We start from the raw sequence: 17,242 nt of genomic DNA, 5'->3' as shown, positions 1-17,242 counted from the left end.
CTATCGAGTGGCGCCGTTCAGGAGTGATCAGCACCGATGGACGCTATCTTCCACCCCCAGCCAAAACAACAGAATAACCAGCAAACGCAATCAATTATTTCATCCGTCGCAATAAACCCTCAGCGTTTCAACGCCGGGTGTTCGCGCAACGTTTTAACGGTGAAGTCCACAAAGCTGCGGATCCGCGCTGGTGCATTACGTCCGCCCTGATACACGACATGGATCGGCAAGGGCGGCAGTTCGAACTCGGCGAGAACAATCTCAAGCTCTTCCGAGGCAACCTGGTTGGCTATCTGGTAGGACAATACGCGGGTGAAGCCCAAACCAAGGCTGGCGGCGCGAATGGCGGCCTGATTCGAGGTCACGACCAAGCGAGGCTCAGTCCGGACGCTGAGCGATTCCCCAGCCTCATGAAAGGGCCAGCTCCGCTGCTGGCCGATGGAGGATGTGCCAATCACCGGCGCACGCATCAGGTCCTGGGGATGTTGAGGTCGGCCGTTGGCCTGTAAAAATGACGGCGACGCGCAAACAACGCGACGCACTTCACCCACACGGATCGCGTGCTGGTTGCTGTCGGGCAACTCACCGATACGCACGGCCACGTCCACGCCCTCCTCAACCATGCTCACGACACGATCGACGATCAGACCATTGATGATCACCTCGGGAAACTGGGCCAGATAAGCCACCATCACCGGCGTGACGAACAGCTCGCCAAACAGCACTGGAGCGGTGATCGTCAGTTGCCCACGGGGTTCTGCGTGGCTGCCCGCCGCCGAATCCTCAGCTTCCTGCACTTCGGCGAGTATTCGCCGGCAATCGTCGAGATACCGCTGGCCGGCTTCGCTCAGGTGCACGCTACGGGTAGTACGCGTCAGCAGCGACGTGCCGATGCGTTTTTCCAGCGCGGCCACCGCGCGAGTCACGCTGGCTGCCGACATCCCAAGGCGACGCGCCGCCGCCGAGAACCCCTGTTCCTGGGCGACCACCGAAAAGACCTGCATTTCCTGAAATCGATCCACTGGGTATTCCTTGATCAATAAAACGACGGTGGCGCGTGGCACCAGATGGAAAACAGACCCTAAGCGATTATTTCTTCCGGCGTCGAGCTTGCGCGGTAGGGGAATCAGTTGCAGGCCATGGTCTGTTACTTGCGCATCTGAACGCTGGAGCCGGAAAAAACAAACCCCCGCGATTGCGGGGGTCTGCGTCGTACCTGTGGATAACTTATTCCACCGTCACCGACTTCGCCAGGTTGCGCGGCTGATCGACGTCAGTGCCCTTGAGCACGGCGACGTAGTACGACAGCAACTGCAACGGAATGGTATAGAGGATCGGCGACAGGATGTCGTGGATGTGCGGCATGTGCACAACATGGGTGCCTTCGCCGTTGGTCATGCCGGCCTTCTCGTCGGCGAACACGATCAACTGGCCGCCACGGGCACGGACTTCCTGCAGGTTGGACTTCAGTTTCTCCAGCAGCTCGTTGTTCGGCGCAACGGTGACCACCGGCATGTCGTTATCCACAAGCGCCAGCGGGCCGTGCTTCAGTTCGCCGGCCGGGTAGGCTTCAGCGTGGATGTAGGAGATTTCCTTGAGCTTGAGCGCCCCTTCCATGGCCACCGGGAACTGCGCGCCGCGGCCCAGGAACAATGTGTGGTTCTTCTCGGCGAACAGCTCGGCGATTTTCTCGACGGTGCTGTCCATGGCCAGTGCTTCGCCCAGACGGGTTGGCAGACGACGCAGCTCTTCGACCAGGGTGGCTTCAACGCCCTGTGCCAACGTACCGCGCACCTGGCCCAGGGACAGGGTCAGCAGCAGCAAGCCAACCAATTGGGTGGTGAATGCCTTGGTCGAGGCGACGCCGATTTCACGACCGGCCTGGGTCAGCAGGGTCAGGTCGGATTCACGCACCAGCGAGCTGATGCCGACGTTGCAGATGGCCAGGCTGGCGAGGAAGCCCAAATCCTTGGCGTTGCGTAGCGCGGCCAGGGTGTCGGCGGTTTCGCCGGACTGGGAGATGGTCACGAACAGCGTATCGGGTTGCACCACCACCTTGCGGTAGCGGAATTCGCTGGCCACTTCGACCTGGCACGGAATACCGGCCAGTTCTTCCAACCAGTAACGGGCAACCATGCCGGCATGGTAGCTGGTGCCGCAAGCGACGATCTGTACGTTGCGCACTTTGGCGAACAGCTCGGCGGCCTGTGGACCGAACGCCTGGACGAGCACACCAGTCGGGCTGAGTCGCCCTTCGAGGGTGCGCTGCACAACGGCCGGTTGCTCGTGGATTTCCTTGAGCATGAAGTGGCGGAATTCGCCCTTGTCCGCCGCTTCGGCACCGTCGCGGTACTGCACGGTTTCGCGCTCGACGGCTTGGCCGTTGATGTCCCAGATCTGCACGCTGTCGCGGCGGATTTCGGCGATATCGCCCTCTTCCAGGTACATGAAACGGTCGGTGACCTGACGCAGGGCTAACTGGTCGGAGGCGAGGAAATTCTCGCCCAGGCCCAGACCGATCACCAATGGACTGCCACTGCGGGCGGCAACCAGTCGATCCGGTTGCGCAGCGCTGATGACGGACAGGCCATAGGCACCCTGCAGTTCTTTGACGGTGGCCTTCAGCGCCACAGTGAGGTCGCCCAGATCCTTGAGTTTGTGGTTGAGCAGGTGGGCGATGACCTCGGTGTCAGTGTCCGAAGTGAAGACGTAGCCCAGGGCCTTGAGTTGTTCACGCAGGGCTTCATGGTTCTCGATGATGCCGTTGTGCACCACTGCCAGATCGCCGGAGAAATGCGGGTGAGCGTTACGTTCGCACGGCGCGCCGTGGGTCGCCCAGCGGGTGTGGGCAATACCGAGACGGCCAATCAGCGGCTCGGCGTCCAGCGCAGCCTCCAGCTCGCTGACCTTGCCCGGACGACGCATGCGCTCGAGCTTGCCGTCGTTGGTCAGCACCGCTACACCGGCGCTGTCATAGCCACGGTATTCAAGGCGTTTGAGGCCTTCGAGCAGGATGGCTGTGATATTACGTTCTGCGACTGCGCCGACAATTCCACACATGCTATTTCTCCTGACTGACAGCCGCGCAAATCAAATTGATGCCGCGGGCCTGAATCTGATCGCGTGCTTCATTTGGAAGGCGATCATCGGTAATTAGGGTATGGACACTGCTCCAGGGCAGTTCCAGGTTGGGGATCTTGCGTCCGATCTTGTCGGCCTCGACCATCACGATCACTTCGCGAGCGACCTCTGCCATGACACGGCTAAGTCCCAGCAATTCATTGAACGTGGTAGTGCCACGGACCAGATCGATGCCGTCGGCACCGATGAACAACTGGTCGAAATCGTAGGAGCGTAGTACCTGCTCGGCAACCTGCCCCTGGAACGATTCGGAATGTGGGTCCCAGGTGCCACCGGTCATCAACAGCACCGGCTCATGTTCGAGTTCACTCAGGGCGTTGGCGACGTGCAGGGAATTGGTCATCACAACCAGGCCGGGTTGCTGGCCGAGTTCGGGAATCATCGCAGCCGTGGTGCTGCCGCTGTCGATGATGATCCTCGCGTGTTCGCGGATCCGCGTGACCGCCGCGCGGGCAATAGCCTGTTTATAAGCGGAGACAGATTGGCTGATATCGGCCACCAGCTCTTGAGGCATGGTGATCGCCCCACCGTAACGGCGTAGCAGCAGACCATTGCTTTCGAGTGCAGCGAGGTCCTTACGGATCGTAACTTCCGAAGTTTCGAAACGTTTTGCCAACTCGTCCACGCTGACTTCACCCTGCTCATTGAGCAAAGCAAGAATGTTATGGCGGCGCTGAGGCGTGTTGCGTTTCGACATGACTAGGTAAGTTTCGATTCGAAAGATAACGGAAGCAATCAAAACCTATTGGCGAAACTTCGTCAAGCGGGGACGATAAAAAAGGTCTGTGGATAAAAGAAGAAACCTGTAGGAGCGAGCTTGCTCGCGATAGCGGTGTGTCAGTCACATTGATATCAACTGTTACACCGCAATCGCGAGCAAGCTCGCTCCTACAGATCACATTTGCCCTGAATTGTGGATAACTCAGCCTTTCTTGACCTTCTCAGGCCGCTTCCAGCCGTCGATGTTCTTCTGACGAGCACGACCGACCGCCAACTGGGCTTTATCCACATTCTGAGTGATGGTCGAGCCCGCCGCAGTGGTCGCACCACTGGAGATATCCACAGGCGCCACCAGCGAGTTGTTGGAGCCGATGAACACGTCCTCGCCCAGCACGGTTTTCCACTTGTTCACGCCGTCATAGTTGCAGGTGATGGTGCCCGCGCCGATGTTGGTGCGCGCACCGATCTCGGCGTCACCGAGGTAAGACAGGTGACCGGCTTTTGCGCCTTCGCCCAGATGGGCATTCTTCAGCTCGACAAAGTTACCCACATGGGCGCGAGCCTCCAGAACGGAGCCTGGACGCAGGCGGGCGAATGGCCCGGCATCGCTGCCTTCGCCGAGCACCGCTCCTTCGATGTGGCTGTTGGCCTTGATTACCACGCCCTTGCGCAGGGTGCTGTCCTTGATCACGCAATTGGGTCCGATGACCACGTCGTCTTCGATGACCACCTTGCCTTCGAGGATGACGTTGATGTCGATCAGCACATCGCGCCCGACGGTGACCTCACCGCGCACATCGAAACGAGCCGGATCACGCAGCGTCACGCCCTGCGCCATCAGACGGCGACCGGCACGCAGCTGGTAATGGCGCTCCAGTTCGGAAAGCTGCTTGCGATCGTTGGCGCCCTGCACTTCCATGGCGTCGTGCGGTTGTTCGGTGGCGACCACCAGGCCATCGTTGACGGCCATGGCGATCACGTCGGTCAGGTAGTACTCGCCCTGGGCGTTGTTATTGGAGAGTCGGCTCATCCAGCCGCTCATCTGCGCGAACGGCAGCGCGAGAATGCCGGTGTTGCCTTCGGTGATCGCCCGCTGCGCTTCGTTGGCATCTTTTTGCTCAACGATGGCGGTAACCTTGCCGTCGGCATCACGCACGATACGGCCGTAACCGGTCGGGTCGTCGAGTTCGACAGTCAGCAGACCCAACTGCTGTGGAGCGACTTGCTTGAGCAGGCGCTGCAGGGTATCCACTTCGATCAAAGGCACATCGCCGTAGAGAATCAGTACGGTGTCGGACTCGATGTACGGCACGGCTTGAGCAACCGCGTGACCGGTACCCAGTTGTTTGTCCTGCAGTACGAAATTCAGGTCATCCGCCGCCAGACGCTCACGCACGGCATCCGCACCGTGGCCAATGACCACGTGAATGCGCTGTGGATCAAGTTGCCTTGCGCTGTGGATAACATGGCCAAGCATCGAATTGCCGGCAATCGGGTGCAGGACCTTGGGCAGCGCCGAGCGCATGCGAGTGCCCTGGCCAGCGGCGAGGATTACGATTTCAAGTGACATGACTGGCTACCAATCCTGGGTGGTCAGCGGCTGCGACCAAGTGATGAACATCGGAAAAGAAAAAAGGGTAGCCGAGGCTACCCTTTTTAATCAATCGCGCAACAAGAAGACCTGTTAGTGGCCGAACTTCTTGCGGATCTGCTGGACGGTGCGCAGCTGAGCTGCAGCCTCGGCCAGACGTGCGGAAGCAGAACCGTAATCGAATTCCGCGCCCCGCTCATGCAGGGCTTTCTCGGCAGCCTTGACGGCTTCCTGAGCGGAGGCTTCGTCCAGGTCGGCAGCACGTTGCACGGTGTCGGCAAGAACCTTGACCATGTTCGGCTGAACCTCGAGGAAACCACCGGAGATGTAATACACCTCCTCTTCCCCGCCCTGCTTGACCAGTCGGATCGGACCTGGCTTCAGATTAGTGATCAGCGGCGCGTGCCCCAGGGCGATACCAAGATCACCCAGTGCACCGTGCGCAATCACCATCTCGACCAGACCGGAAAAGATTTCTCCTTCCGCGCTGACGATATCGCAATGGACTGTCATAGCCATCTGATTGCCTCAACCTAAATTAGCGCCCGTTGCCGGGCGCCGGGATTACAGTTTCTTGGCTTTCTCGATCGCTTCTTCGATGCCGCCAACCATGTAGAACGCTTGTTCTGGCAGGTGGTCGTAGTCACCGTTGAGGATGCCTTTGAAGCCAGCAATGGTGTCTTTCAGGGAAACGTATTTACCCGAGGCACCGGTGAAGACTTCAGCCACGAAGAACGGCTGCGACAAGAAACGCTGGATCTTACGAGCACGGTTTACCAACTGCTTGTCGGCTTCCGACAGCTCGTCCATACCCAGGATCGCAATGATGTCCTTCAGTTCCTTGTAACGCTGCAGCACGTACTGAACACCACGAGCAGTTTCGTAGTGGTCGTTACCGATCACGTTCGGGTCCAGTTGACGCGAAGTCGAGTCCAGTGGATCTACCGCTGGGTAGATACCCAGGGAAGCGATGTCACGGGACAGTACGACGGTGGCGTCCAAGTGGGCGAAGGTGGTCGCTGGCGACGGGTCAGTCAAGTCGTCCGCTGGTACATATACGGCCTGGATCGAAGTAATCGAACCTTGCTTGGTCGAAGTGATGCGCTCTTGCAGCACGCCCATCTCTTCAGCCAGGGTCGGCTGGTAACCTACTGCCGAAGGCATACGGCCCAGCAGTGCGGATACTTCAGTACCGGCCAGGGTGTAACGGTAGATGTTGTCGACGAACAGCAGAACGTCGTTACCTTCGTCACGGAACTTCTCGGCCATGGTCAGGCCGGTCAGTGCCACGCGCAGACGGTTTCCCGGCGGCTCGTTCATTTGACCGTAGACCAGTGCCACTTTGTCCAGAACGTTGGAATCCTTCATCTCGTGGTAGAAGTCGTTACCCTCACGAGTACGCTCACCCACACCGGCGAACACGGAATAACCGCTGTGCTCGATGGCGATGTTACGGATCAGTTCCATCATGTTTACGGTTTTGCCTACACCGGCACCACCGAACAGACCAACCTTACCACCCTTGGCGAACGGGCAAACCAGGTCGATAACCTTGATACCGGTTTCCAGCAGGTCGTTGCCGCCTGCCTGCTCTGCGAACGACGGCGCAGCGCGGTGGATACCCCAACGCTCTTCGGTGTCGATCGGGCCAGCTTCGTCGATCGGGTTGCCCAGTACGTCCATGATCCGGCCCAGGGTCGCTTTACCGACCGGTACGGAGATGGCTGCGCCAGTGTTGTTGACGTCCAGACCGCGCTTCAAGCCTTCGGTGGAGCCCATCGCAATGGTACGAACCACGCCGTCGCCCAGCTGCTGCTGAACTTCCAGAGTGGTTTCGGCGCCTTGAACTTTCAAAGCGTCGTAGATGCTCGGTACGCTGTCGCGTGGGAATTCCACGTCGATAACGGCGCCGATGATTTGAACGATACGTCCGCTACTCATAGCTGGATCCTCTGAATATTTGAACCGTTAAACCGCGGCAGCGCCGCCGACGATTTCCGAGATCTCTTGGGTGATCGCAGCCTGACGCGCCTTGTTGTAGACCAGCTGCAATTCGCTGATCAAATCACCGGCGTTGTCGGTAGCGTTCTTCATCGCGATCATCCGCGCAGCTTGTTCAGCCGCGTTGTTCTCGACCACCGCCTGGTAGACCTGCGACTCCACGTAGCGGACCATCAAGCCGTCAAGCAGCTCTTTGGCGTCCGGTTCGTACAGATAATCCCAGTGGTGCTTGAGTTCCTGATCCGGGGTTGCCACCAGTGGAATCAATTGCTCCACGGTAGGCGTTTGCGTCATGGTGTTGACGAACTTGTTGGACACCACGGACAGGCGATCGATACGGCCATCCAGATAAGCATCCAGCATCACCTTGACGCTGCCGATCAGGTCATTGATCGACGGCTCTTCACCCAGGTGGCTGATAGCTGCAACGACGTTACCGCCGAAGTTGCGGAAGAAAGCCGCACCCTTGCTACCAACGACACACAGGTCGATCTCGACGCCGTTTTCGCGGTTTACCGCCATGTCCTTGACCAGAGCCTTGAACAGGTTGGTGTTCAAGCCACCACACAGACCACGGTCACTGCTCACCACGACATAACCGGCGCGCTTTACTTCGCGGTCGATCATGAACGGGTGGCGATATTCCGGGTTGGCGTTGGCCAAATGACCAATAACCTGGCGGATACGCTCCGCATAAGGACGGCTAGCAGCCATGCGCATTTGTGCCTTGCGCATTTTGCTGACCGCCACTTTTTCCATGGCGCTGGTAATTTTTTGCGTGCTTTTGATGCTCGCAATCTTACTGCGAATCTCTTTTGCGCCTGCCATGTAACACCTATCAGGTTAGCAAGCGGGAGCCTTGCGGCTCCCGCTGCGGCTTACCAGGTTTGGGTGGCCTTGAACTTCTCGATACCGGCTTTGAGGCCAGCGTCGATTTCGTCATTGAAGTCACCTTTCACGTTGATCTTCGCCATCAAATCGGCGTGATCGCGGTTGAAGAAAGCGATCAGCGCTTGTTCAAAGCTGCCGACCTTGGTGATTTCGACGTCAGTCAGGTACCCGCGCTCAGCGGCATACAGCGACAGCGACATGTCGGCGATCGACATTGGCGCGTATTGCTTCTGCTTCATCAGCTCGGTAACGCGCTGACCATGCTCAAGTTGCTTACGGGTCGCTTCGTCCAGGTCAGAAGCGAACTGGGCGAATGCCGCCAGTTCACGGTACTGAGCCAGAGCGGTACGGATACCACCGGACAGCTTCTTGATGATCTTGGTCTGAGCGGCACCACCCACACGGGATACCGAAACACCGGCGTTCACTGCAGGGCGGATGCCCGAGTTGAACATGGCCGATTCCAGGAAGATCTGACCGTCGGTGATGGAAATCACGTTGGTCGGAACGAACGCGGAAACGTCGCCAGCCTGGGTTTCGATAATCGGCAGTGCGGTCAGGGAACCGGTTTTGCCGGTCACTGCGCCATTGGTGAACTTCTCGACGTACTCTTCCGAAACGCGGGATGCGCGCTCCAGCAGACGGGAGTGGAGATAGAACACGTCGCCTGGGTAAGCTTCACGGCCTGGTGGACGGCGCAGCAGCAGGGAAATCTGGCGGTAAGCCACTGCTTGCTTGGACAGATCGTCATAAACGATCAGCGCGTCTTCACCGCGGTCGCGGAAGTATTCGCCCATGGTGCAACCGGCGTACGGAGCCAGGAATTGCAGCGCAGGAGATTCCGAAGCACTGGCAGCCACGATGATCGTGTTGGCCAGGGCGCCGTTTTCTTCCAGCTTGCGAACAACGTTGGCGATGGTCGATTGCTTCTGACCGATCGCGACGTAGACGCAGAAAATGCCGCTGTCTTTCTGGTTGATGATCGCGTCGATCGCCAGAGCGGTTTTACCGATCTGACGGTCACCGATGATCAGCTCACGCTGGCCACGGCCGACAGGGATCATGGCATCGACAGCCTTGTAGCCAGTCTGTACAGGCTGGTCTACCGATTTACGCCAGATCACGCCTGGAGCAACTTTCTCGACCGCGTCGGTCTCGGTGTTGTTCAGCGGACCTTTGCCGTCAACTGGGTTACCCAGTGCGTCGACTACGCGACCCAGCAGTTCCTTACCCACCGGAACTTGCAGGATGCGGCCAGTGCACTTGGCGCTCATGCCTTCGGCAAGAGACTGGTAAGCACCCAAAACAACGGCACCTACGGAGTCTTGCTCCAGGTTGAGGGCCATACCGTAGACGCCGCCCGGAAACTCGATCATCTCGCCGTACATGACGTCGGCCAGACCGTGAATCCGCACGATGCCGTCAGATACGCTGACGACAGTGCCTTCGTTACGGGCTTGGGAGGTCACATCGAGCTTGTCGATGCGGCCCTTGATAATTTCACTTATTTCGGAAGGATTGAGTTGCTGCATTGCTCTGCTGCCCCTTCAAACTCAAGATTTCAATGCTTCGGCAAGTTTCGCGATTTTGCCGCGAATCGAGCCATCGATAACCAGGTCGCCGGCGCGGATGACAACACCCCCAATAAGGGAGCTGTCTTCCTCGACTTGCAGGCGCACTTCCCGGTTGAGTCGTGCACTGAGAACCTTGGCGAGTTTGTCTTGCTGTTCTTGGTTCAATGCAAAAGCACTGGTCACTTCAACGTCTACCGACTTCTCTTGTTCGGCCTTGTACAGGTCAAACAGAGCGGCGATCTCCGGCAACAGCGGGAGACGGTCGTTTTCGGCAACGACGTGAATGAAATTCTGTGCCTTGACATCAAACTTGTCGCCACACACGTCAATAAACGTGGCGGCCTTTTCTGCGCTCGTCAGTCGCGGGGCCTTGAGCACGCGCAGCATGGTGTCGTCTTGCGACACCGCTGCTGCCAGGCCGAGCATGGCTGACCAATTGGCCAGTTGCTGGTGGGCCTGAGCGTGCTCGAAGGCCGCCTTAGCGTAAGGTCGGGCCAACGTGGTCAGTTCTGCCATGATCGCCCTCGCTTAGATTTCAGCAGCCAGTTGGTTAACCAGCTCTGCGTGCGCGTTTTGATCGATTGTGGCACCCAGAATCTTCGCAGCACCACCAACGGCCAGGCTACCCACTTGGGCACGCAGCGCGTCTTTGACACTGTTCAGTTCCTGTTCGATCTCGGCCTGAGCCTGAGCCTTCACACGGTCAGCTTCGACGCGAGCCTGTTCACGGGCTTCGTCGACAATCTGGGTACCGCGTTTCTTGGCTTGCTCGATGATTTCAGCTGCCTGAGCTTTCGCTTCGCGCAGTTGCTGACCCGCTTTCTCTTGGGCCAACTCCAGGTCGCGAGCTGCTCGGCTGGCAGCGTCCAGACCATCAGCGATCTTCTTTTGACGTTCGTGCAGAGCCGCGATGACCGGAGGCCATACGAACTTCATGCAGAACAGTACAAAAATCAGGAACGCAACGGACTGGCCAATCAGGGTCGCATTAATGTTCACGCCAACACCTCGCAGTTACGTTGTCCATCACACCAAATTACCCGGAAGATCCGAGTAATTAGCCAGCGATCTGACCAACGAACGGGTTCGCAAAGGTGAAGAACAGAGCGATACCAACACCGATCATGGTTACGGCGTCGAGCAGACCGGCAACGATGAACATTTTAACTTGCAGCATTGGAACCATTTCTGGTTGACGCGCAGCGCCTTCCAGGAATTTGCCGCCCAGCAGGCCGAAACCAATTGCGGTACCCAGTGCGCCCAGGCCGATCAACAGTGCAACAGCGATAGCGGTTAGACCAACTACAGTTTCCATCTTTCCTCCCGACTTTTACGTCGTATGGTTTAGGTTTTTTTAATTTAAAGCGGTAAAACAAATCGTTTCAGTGGCCCGGTAAGGACCCCCTCCCGTTTGACCGGGAGGGACATCAGACTAGTCGAAACTGGCCTTAATGGTTTTCTTCGTGCGCCATCGACAGGTAGACGATGGTCAGCATCATGAAGATGAACGCCTGCAGGGTGATGATCAGGATGTGGAACACCGCCCACGCCCACTGCAGGACAACGCCCAGGCCACTGAGCCAGAGCAGGCCGCTGCCGAACATCACAGCGATCAGAATGAACACCAGCTCGCCGGCATACATGTTGCCGAACAGACGCAGGGCCAGAGAGATCGGCTTGGCAATCAGAGTCACGAATTCCAGCAGGAAGTTCACCGGGATCAACAGCGCCTGAACGAGAATGTTCTTGCTGCCGAACGGGTGCAGGGTCAGTTCGCCGATGAAGCCGCCGATGCCCTTGACCTTGATGCTGTAGAAAATGATCAGTGCGAAAACCGAGAACGCCATGCCCAGGGTCGCGTTCGGGTCGGTGGTCGACACGGCACGGAATGGGATGTGTGCATCACCGGAGATCAGGATGGCCAACTGAGGAATCCAGTCGACCGGTACCAGGTCGACGGCGTTCATCAGGAACACCCAGACGAAGATGGTCAGTGCCAGCGGTGCAATCACCGGGCTACGGCCATGGAAGCTGTCTTTCACGCTGCCATCGACGAATTCGACCAATACTTCAACGAAGTTCTGTAGAGCACCAGGTTGACCGGAAGTCGCTTTCTTCGCCGCCATGCGGAAAAGGAGAACGAAGATCAGACCCAAAGCGACCGACCAGCCGAGTGTATCGACGTGGAAAGCCCAGAAGCCCATTTCCTTGGCTTCTGCTGCGGTGTGAGCAAAGCCCCAGCCGCCGGTAGGATGCTGACCGAAAGTCAGGTTCTGCAAGTGGTGCTGGATATAGCCCGAAGCGGTTGTTTCTGCCATGGTTGCCTCAAACGCCCTAAGGTCTCGAAAGTCTTGTTCTCATCAGCAGGGGAGCGAACCAGCTGACCGACTGGGTCAGCACGAAGGCACCGAATACTGCAATCGGCGCCAATGGCTTCACACCTGCAAACACCAGTGCAAACAGCACTGCCGTCAAAATCAGTTTGCCTGCCTCGCCGGCATAAAAAGACCGGACGATGGACTGGGCTGCTCGGGCACCGGAAAACCGAAATGCCTTGTGAGCGAAATACACATTGGGCAGCAAGGCTATCAGGCCTCCGCAAAGTCCCGAATATCCGGCAACGACTCCGCGCCATTGCCAAAGCGCCAGAGCAGCGATCAGCAGGACGACAAACTGAGCCATCAACACCGGAAAAACTGCCAGTCGATGGAACGGCAAGCGGTTTGGCGTGCGGCTTTCCATCACTATTGCTCTCCAATGGTCGGCTGCCAGAAATCAATAACTTGGCATAATTTGTGCCGACAAAATGCGCGCAGAGTATAGGGGCGGTTCAGCCCCTATTCAACTATCAGGTAGTGATTTCCGACTGCGCGCTACATGAGGAAATGTTTCAGCGAATGTGTGCGAGCACACCCTGAAGTTCATCGAGGGAGTTGTACCCGATCACCAGCTGTCCCTTTCCCTTTTTACCGTGGCGAATCTGCACCGCAGAGCCTAGGCGCTCGGCCAGGCGCTGCTCGAGTCGGGCAATATCGGGATCCTGTTTTGCAGGTTCCGCAGGCTCCTGTTTGCCGTTGAGCCACTGGCGTACCAGTGCCTCAGTCTGGCGCACGGTCAGCCCTCGTGCGACAACATGTCGCGCCCCTTCAACCTGTTGATTTTCCGGCAATCCCAGCAAAGCACGCGCATGACCCATTTCCAGGTCGCCGTGTGACAGCATGGTTTTGATGACTTCCGGCAACGCGATCAAGCGTAGCAGATTCGCAACGGTGACCCGGGACTTGCCCACGGCTTCGGCAACCTGCTGCTGAGTCAGCTGGAATTCCTGCTGCAAACGCTGCAGGGCAACTGCTTCCTCGATCGGATTGAGGTCTTCGCGCTGAATGTTCTCGATCAACGCCATGGCGATCGCGGTTTCATCCGGCACATCGCGCACCATGGCCGGGATGGTTTCCTGACCCGCCTGCTGGCTTGCGCGCCAGCGGCGTTCGCCTGCGATGATCTCGAAGCGTCCGTTGCCGATAGGACGCACCACGATCGGCTGCATCACACCCTGGCTCTTGATCGACTGTGCCAGTTCTTCCAGCGCTTGCGGGTCCATGTCCCGGCGCGGCTGGTATTTGCCACGCTGGATCAGGTCCAGGGGCAGATGTTGCAATTCACGCGCATCGGCCTGTACCGCTTGTTCTTCCAGCGAACTGACAGTCGGACCGCTGAGCAGTGCATCCAGTCCTCGTCCGAGACCTCGTTTCTTGACGGCCATGGGGATTCCTTAAATTGCCTGGGCAGCGGCGGTGCGTGGATTTTTGCGTTGACGGCGAACCATCTCGCCCGCCAGCGCCAGGTAGGCAATCGCGCCACGTGATGTCTTGTCGTACGCCAGCGCAGGCATGCCGTAACTGGGCGCCTCGGCCAGACGGATGTTGCGCGGGATGACCGTGTCGTACAGCTGCTCGCCGAAGTGCTCCTTGAGCTGAGCGGAAACATCGTTCATCAGGCTCAGTCGCGGGTCATACATCGTACGCAGCAAGCCTTCGACCTTCAGGTCAGGGTTGAGGAGTTCGGCGATGCGCTTGATGTTATCCACAAGGTCGCTCAAGCCTTCCAGCGCGAAATACTCGCACTGCATGGGGATAATCACCCCGTCAGCGGCAACCAGTGCATTCAACGTCAGCATCGACAGCGACGGCGGGCAGTCGATGAGAATGTAGTCGTAGTTATCACGAATGGGCGCCAGCGCGCTTCGCAGGCGACTTTCCTTCATCTGCATTTCCAGCAGAACCACTTCAGCGGCAGTCAGGTCGCGGTTGGCCGGCAGGAGCTGATAACCACCATGCTCGGAGAAGTGGATGGCCTGCGCCAGATCGCATTCACCGATCAGCAGGTCATAGACCGAGTTTTCCAGGCCGTGTTTATCCACACCGCTGCCCATGGTGGCGTTGCCCTGTGGATCGAGATCGATCAACAGCACCCTGCGCTTGGTAGCGACCAGGGAAGCTGCGAGGTTGATGCAGGTGGTGGTTTTACCCACACCACCTTTCTGGTTCGCAATCGCGAATACCTTAGCCATTCTTGCTTGTGTTCCCAATCATGCCGTGCGGCGCAGTATCAGCAGATGGCGTTGGCCTTGGCAACCGGGTACGGCCAGGGCGTGTTCGCTATCGAGGTGGAAGTCTGCCGGCAATGCTACCAGCTCATCGGCAGGATGAACGCCCTTCATTGCCAGCCAGCGTGTATCGCCATCGCCCAGGTGTCGGGTCCAGTCGGTGAAGTTCTCCATGCTGCTGAACGCCCGGGAAATAATCCCGTTGAATGGCTGGGCAGGCTCGAAGGCTTCGACGCGACTGTGGATAACTTGCAGGTTGTCCAGCTTGAGCTCGAGTTTGACTTGGGTCAGGAAGCGGGTTTTCTTGCCGTTGCTGTCCAGACAAGTGACTTGCGCCTGCGGAAACAGGATGGCCAACGGTATACCCGGCATGCCGCCGCCACTGCCCACGTCGAGCCAGCGCCCGTTTTCGATGAATGACATCACGCTCAAGCTATCGAGCAGATGACGCGACACCATCTCGTCCGGATCGCGTACCGCAGTCAGGTTGTAGGCCTTGTTCCATTTGATCAACAGGGCCAGATAGCCCAGCAGCTGCGCGTGCTGGGTTTCTGTCAAGGCAACACCGAGCTGGCGAGCGCCTGTGGATAACTCTTCGGCGTGTTTCGAGGTGACCAACGAACTCAAGCGCTTTGCTCCAACTGACGGCCAGCGCCGCGTTTTTTCAAATGAATCATCAACAGCGAAATCGCAGCCGGGGTAACGCCGGGGATACGTGATGCCTGGCCGAGCGTTTCAGGGCGGGTAGCGCCCAACTTGCTCTGGATTTCCTTGGACAGCCCGGAAATGCTCGTGTAATCGATATCCACAGGCAGTTTCGTGTCTTCACTGGCGCGCAAACGGGCAATTTCATCCTGTTGACGGTCAATGTAACCGGCGTACTTGGTCTTGATTTCGACCTGTTCGGCAACCTGTGGATCTTCTGCGCCCCCGCCGGTCACTGCGACCAGCCCAGCGTAGTCGATTTCCGGACGACTCAAGAGGTTGAGCAGGTTGTATTCGTGGGTCAGCGGGGTGCCGAACTTTTCGGCAATCGCATCGCCTTGTTCAGTGTTTGGCCGGACCCAGGTGCTTTTCAGACGCTGCTCTTCTCGCTCGATGCCTTCACGTTTTTCGCAGAAAGCCGTCCAGCGGGCGTCATCGATCAGACCCAGTTCACGACCTTTTTCAGTCAGGCGCAGGTCCGCGTTGTCTTCCCGCAGGATGAGGCGGTATTCGGCGCGGGAAGTGAACATGCGGTACGGCTCTTGGGTGCCGAGGGTAATCAGGTCGTCAACAAGTACGCCGATGTAGGCTTCATCGCGGCGAGGGCACCAGGCTTCTTTGCCCTGTGCGCGCAGCGCAGCGTTGGTTCCGGCCAGCAGCCCCTGGGCGCCGGCTTCTTCGTAACCAGTGGTGCCGTTGATCTGCCCGGCAAAGAACAGGCCGCCGATGACTTTGGTTTCCAGGCTGTATTTCAAATCCCGTGGATCGAAGTAGTCGTATTCAATCGCATAGCCCGGACGCACGATGTGCGCGTTTTCCATGCCGCGGATCGACTGGACAATCTGCAATTGCACGTCGAATGGCAGTGATGTGGATATCCCGTTCGGGTACAGCTCATTGGTGGTCAAGCCTTCCGGCTCGATGAAGACCTGATGGCTTTCCTTGTCGGCAAAGCGATGGATCTTGTCTTCAATCGACGGGCAATAACGCGGGCCAATCCCTTCGATCACCCCGGAATACATCGGCGAGCGATCAAGGTTGGCCGCGATGATTTCGTGAGTCCGGGCATTGGTGTGGGTAATCCAGCAACTGATCTGTTGTGGATGCAGTTCCTTGGAACCCATGAACGACATGACCGGAATCGGCGTGTCGCCAGCCTGCTCGGTCATGACCGAGAAATCCACAGACCGCGCGTCAATGCGCGGGGGCGTACCGGTTTTGAGGCGACCAACTCGCAGGGGCAGTTCGCGTAAGCGGTGTGCCAGGGCAATCGACGGCGGATCGCCGGCGCGGCCGCCGGAAAAATTCTGCATCCCGATGTGGATAAGTCCGCCCAGAAAGGTGCCAGTGGTCAACACCACCGAGTCCGCGAGGAAACGCAGGCCCATTTGGGTCACGACACCGCGCACCTGATCCTGTTCCACGATCAGATCGTCGGCAGCCTGTTGAAATATCCACAGGTTGGGCTGGTTTTCCAGGATCTCGCGAATGGCCGCCTTGTAGAGAACGCGATCGGCCTGGGCGCGGGTTGCACGCACTGCAGGACCTTTGCGGCTGTTCAATACACGGAACTGGATACCGCCTTTGTCGGTAGCCAGAGCCATCGCGCCGCCGAGGGCATCGATTTCCTTGACCAGATGGCTTTTGCCAATCCCTCCGATGGCGGGGTTGCAGCTCATGGCACCGAGGGTTTCCACGTTATGCGTCAGCAACAGGGTTTTCACACCCATGCGTGCTGAGCCCAGTGCTGCCTCGGTACCGGCATGACCGCCGCCGATGACGATCACTTCAAAACGGGAAGGGAAATCCACCACGCACCTCGTGCCTGCTTAAGTAGGTAATTCAGGAAAATTGGGACAGGTTTCTGAACCTGGTCGACAAGTATAGGGACTTCGCCTTCTCTAAAGAACCCTTTGCACAAAATTTAACCAGCTGTGGAGAAGTCGGAGTTATAGAAATTAAAAAGAGAGAAATTTATTAAATCTTTGTTTTTATGTTTATTCTTAGTGACCA

General features: G+C 57.9%; 17 protein-coding genes. All 17 read right to left on the bottom strand.

The window, feature by feature from the left end; genetic code table 11:
• Positions 1-119: 119 nt before the first annotated feature.
• Positions 120-1,022 (bottom strand): LysR family transcriptional regulator, encoded by a 903-nt coding sequence (locus tag AB4O36_RS26245; protein ID WP_460140615.1) that lies wholly within the window; start codon positions 1,020-1,022, stop codon positions 120-122.
• A gap of 205 nt (positions 1,023-1,227) precedes the next feature.
• Positions 1,228-3,060, bottom strand: a complete 1,833-nt coding sequence (gene glmS / locus AB4O36_RS26240; RefSeq protein ID WP_460140614.1) for a glutamine--fructose-6-phosphate transaminase (isomerizing) — start codon at positions 3,058-3,060, stop codon at positions 1,228-1,230.
• 1 nt (position 3,061) lies between these two features.
• Positions 3,062-3,838, bottom strand: a complete 777-nt coding sequence (locus AB4O36_RS26235) for a DeoR/GlpR family DNA-binding transcription regulator (RefSeq protein WP_460140613.1) — start codon at positions 3,836-3,838, stop codon at positions 3,062-3,064.
• Positions 3,839-4,063: 225 nt separating this feature from the next.
• Positions 4,064-5,431, bottom strand: coding sequence for a bifunctional UDP-N-acetylglucosamine diphosphorylase/glucosamine-1-phosphate N-acetyltransferase GlmU (gene glmU, locus AB4O36_RS26230; RefSeq protein ID WP_460119527.1), 1,368 nt, complete (start codon positions 5,429-5,431; stop codon positions 4,064-4,066).
• Positions 5,432-5,545: 114 nt separating this feature from the next.
• Positions 5,546-5,971 (bottom strand): F0F1 ATP synthase subunit epsilon, encoded by a 426-nt coding sequence (locus AB4O36_RS26225; RefSeq protein ID WP_075946957.1) that lies wholly within the window; start codon positions 5,969-5,971, stop codon positions 5,546-5,548.
• A gap of 45 nt (positions 5,972-6,016) precedes the next feature.
• Positions 6,017-7,393 carry a F0F1 ATP synthase subunit beta gene (atpD, locus tag AB4O36_RS26220; protein ID WP_217829080.1) on the bottom strand — a complete coding sequence of 459 codons (1,377 nt, stop codon included), beginning with the start codon at positions 7,391-7,393 and terminating at the stop codon, positions 6,017-6,019.
• A 27-nt stretch (positions 7,394-7,420) separates the two neighbouring features.
• Entirely contained in the window at positions 7,421-8,281 is an 861-nt protein-coding gene (gene atpG / locus AB4O36_RS26215) for a F0F1 ATP synthase subunit gamma (RefSeq protein WP_460140612.1), read from the bottom strand.
• Between the two features lie 50 nt (positions 8,282-8,331).
• Positions 8,332-9,876: a F0F1 ATP synthase subunit alpha gene (gene atpA, locus AB4O36_RS26210; RefSeq protein ID WP_460119524.1), complete on the bottom strand. Its 1,545-nt coding sequence runs from the start codon at positions 9,874-9,876 to the stop codon at positions 8,332-8,334.
• 21 nt (positions 9,877-9,897) lie between these two features.
• Positions 9,898-10,434, bottom strand: a complete 537-nt coding sequence (locus tag AB4O36_RS26205) for a F0F1 ATP synthase subunit delta (RefSeq protein WP_460140611.1) — start codon at positions 10,432-10,434, stop codon at positions 9,898-9,900.
• A 12-nt stretch (positions 10,435-10,446) separates the two neighbouring features.
• On the bottom strand, positions 10,447-10,917 hold the full coding sequence (locus AB4O36_RS26200) for a F0F1 ATP synthase subunit B (protein WP_056854267.1): 471 nt from the start codon (positions 10,915-10,917) through the stop codon (positions 10,447-10,449).
• A 58-nt stretch (positions 10,918-10,975) separates the two neighbouring features.
• Complete coding sequence (gene atpE, locus AB4O36_RS26195) at positions 10,976-11,233, bottom strand: F0F1 ATP synthase subunit C (RefSeq protein WP_003097235.1); 258 nt, start codon at positions 11,231-11,233, stop codon at positions 10,976-10,978.
• 133 nt (positions 11,234-11,366) lie between these two features.
• On the bottom strand, positions 11,367-12,236 hold the full coding sequence (gene atpB / locus AB4O36_RS26190) for a F0F1 ATP synthase subunit A (protein ID WP_460119520.1): 870 nt from the start codon (positions 12,234-12,236) through the stop codon (positions 11,367-11,369).
• A gap of 16 nt (positions 12,237-12,252) precedes the next feature.
• On the bottom strand, positions 12,253-12,660 hold the full coding sequence (locus AB4O36_RS26185) for a F0F1 ATP synthase subunit I (RefSeq protein ID WP_460119518.1): 408 nt from the start codon (positions 12,658-12,660) through the stop codon (positions 12,253-12,255).
• 148 nt (positions 12,661-12,808) lie between these two features.
• The gene (locus AB4O36_RS26180) at positions 12,809-13,681 is read right to left on the bottom strand and encodes a ParB/RepB/Spo0J family partition protein (protein ID WP_460140610.1); all 873 of its coding nucleotides are present in this window, start codon (positions 13,679-13,681) and stop codon (positions 12,809-12,811) included.
• 9 nt (positions 13,682-13,690) lie between these two features.
• Entirely contained in the window at positions 13,691-14,488 is a 798-nt protein-coding gene (locus tag AB4O36_RS26175) for a ParA family protein (protein ID WP_460119515.1), read from the bottom strand.
• A gap of 18 nt (positions 14,489-14,506) precedes the next feature.
• Positions 14,507-15,151 (bottom strand): 16S rRNA (guanine(527)-N(7))-methyltransferase RsmG, encoded by a 645-nt coding sequence (gene rsmG, locus AB4O36_RS26170; RefSeq protein ID WP_460140609.1) that lies wholly within the window; start codon positions 15,149-15,151, stop codon positions 14,507-14,509.
• A complete protein-coding gene (gene mnmG / locus AB4O36_RS26165; protein WP_460140608.1) occupies positions 15,148-17,040 on the bottom strand; it encodes a tRNA uridine-5-carboxymethylaminomethyl(34) synthesis enzyme MnmG in 1,893 nt (630 codons plus the stop codon). The genes rsmG and mnmG overlap by 4 nt, the downstream gene beginning before the upstream one ends.
• Positions 17,041-17,242 lie beyond the last annotated feature (202 nt).

The sequence above is a fragment of the Pseudomonas sp. S2_E01 genome, from assembly GCF_054668365.1.
Note: the sequence above shows the minus strand (reverse complement) of the source record. Positions and strands in the feature narration are given on the sequence as shown.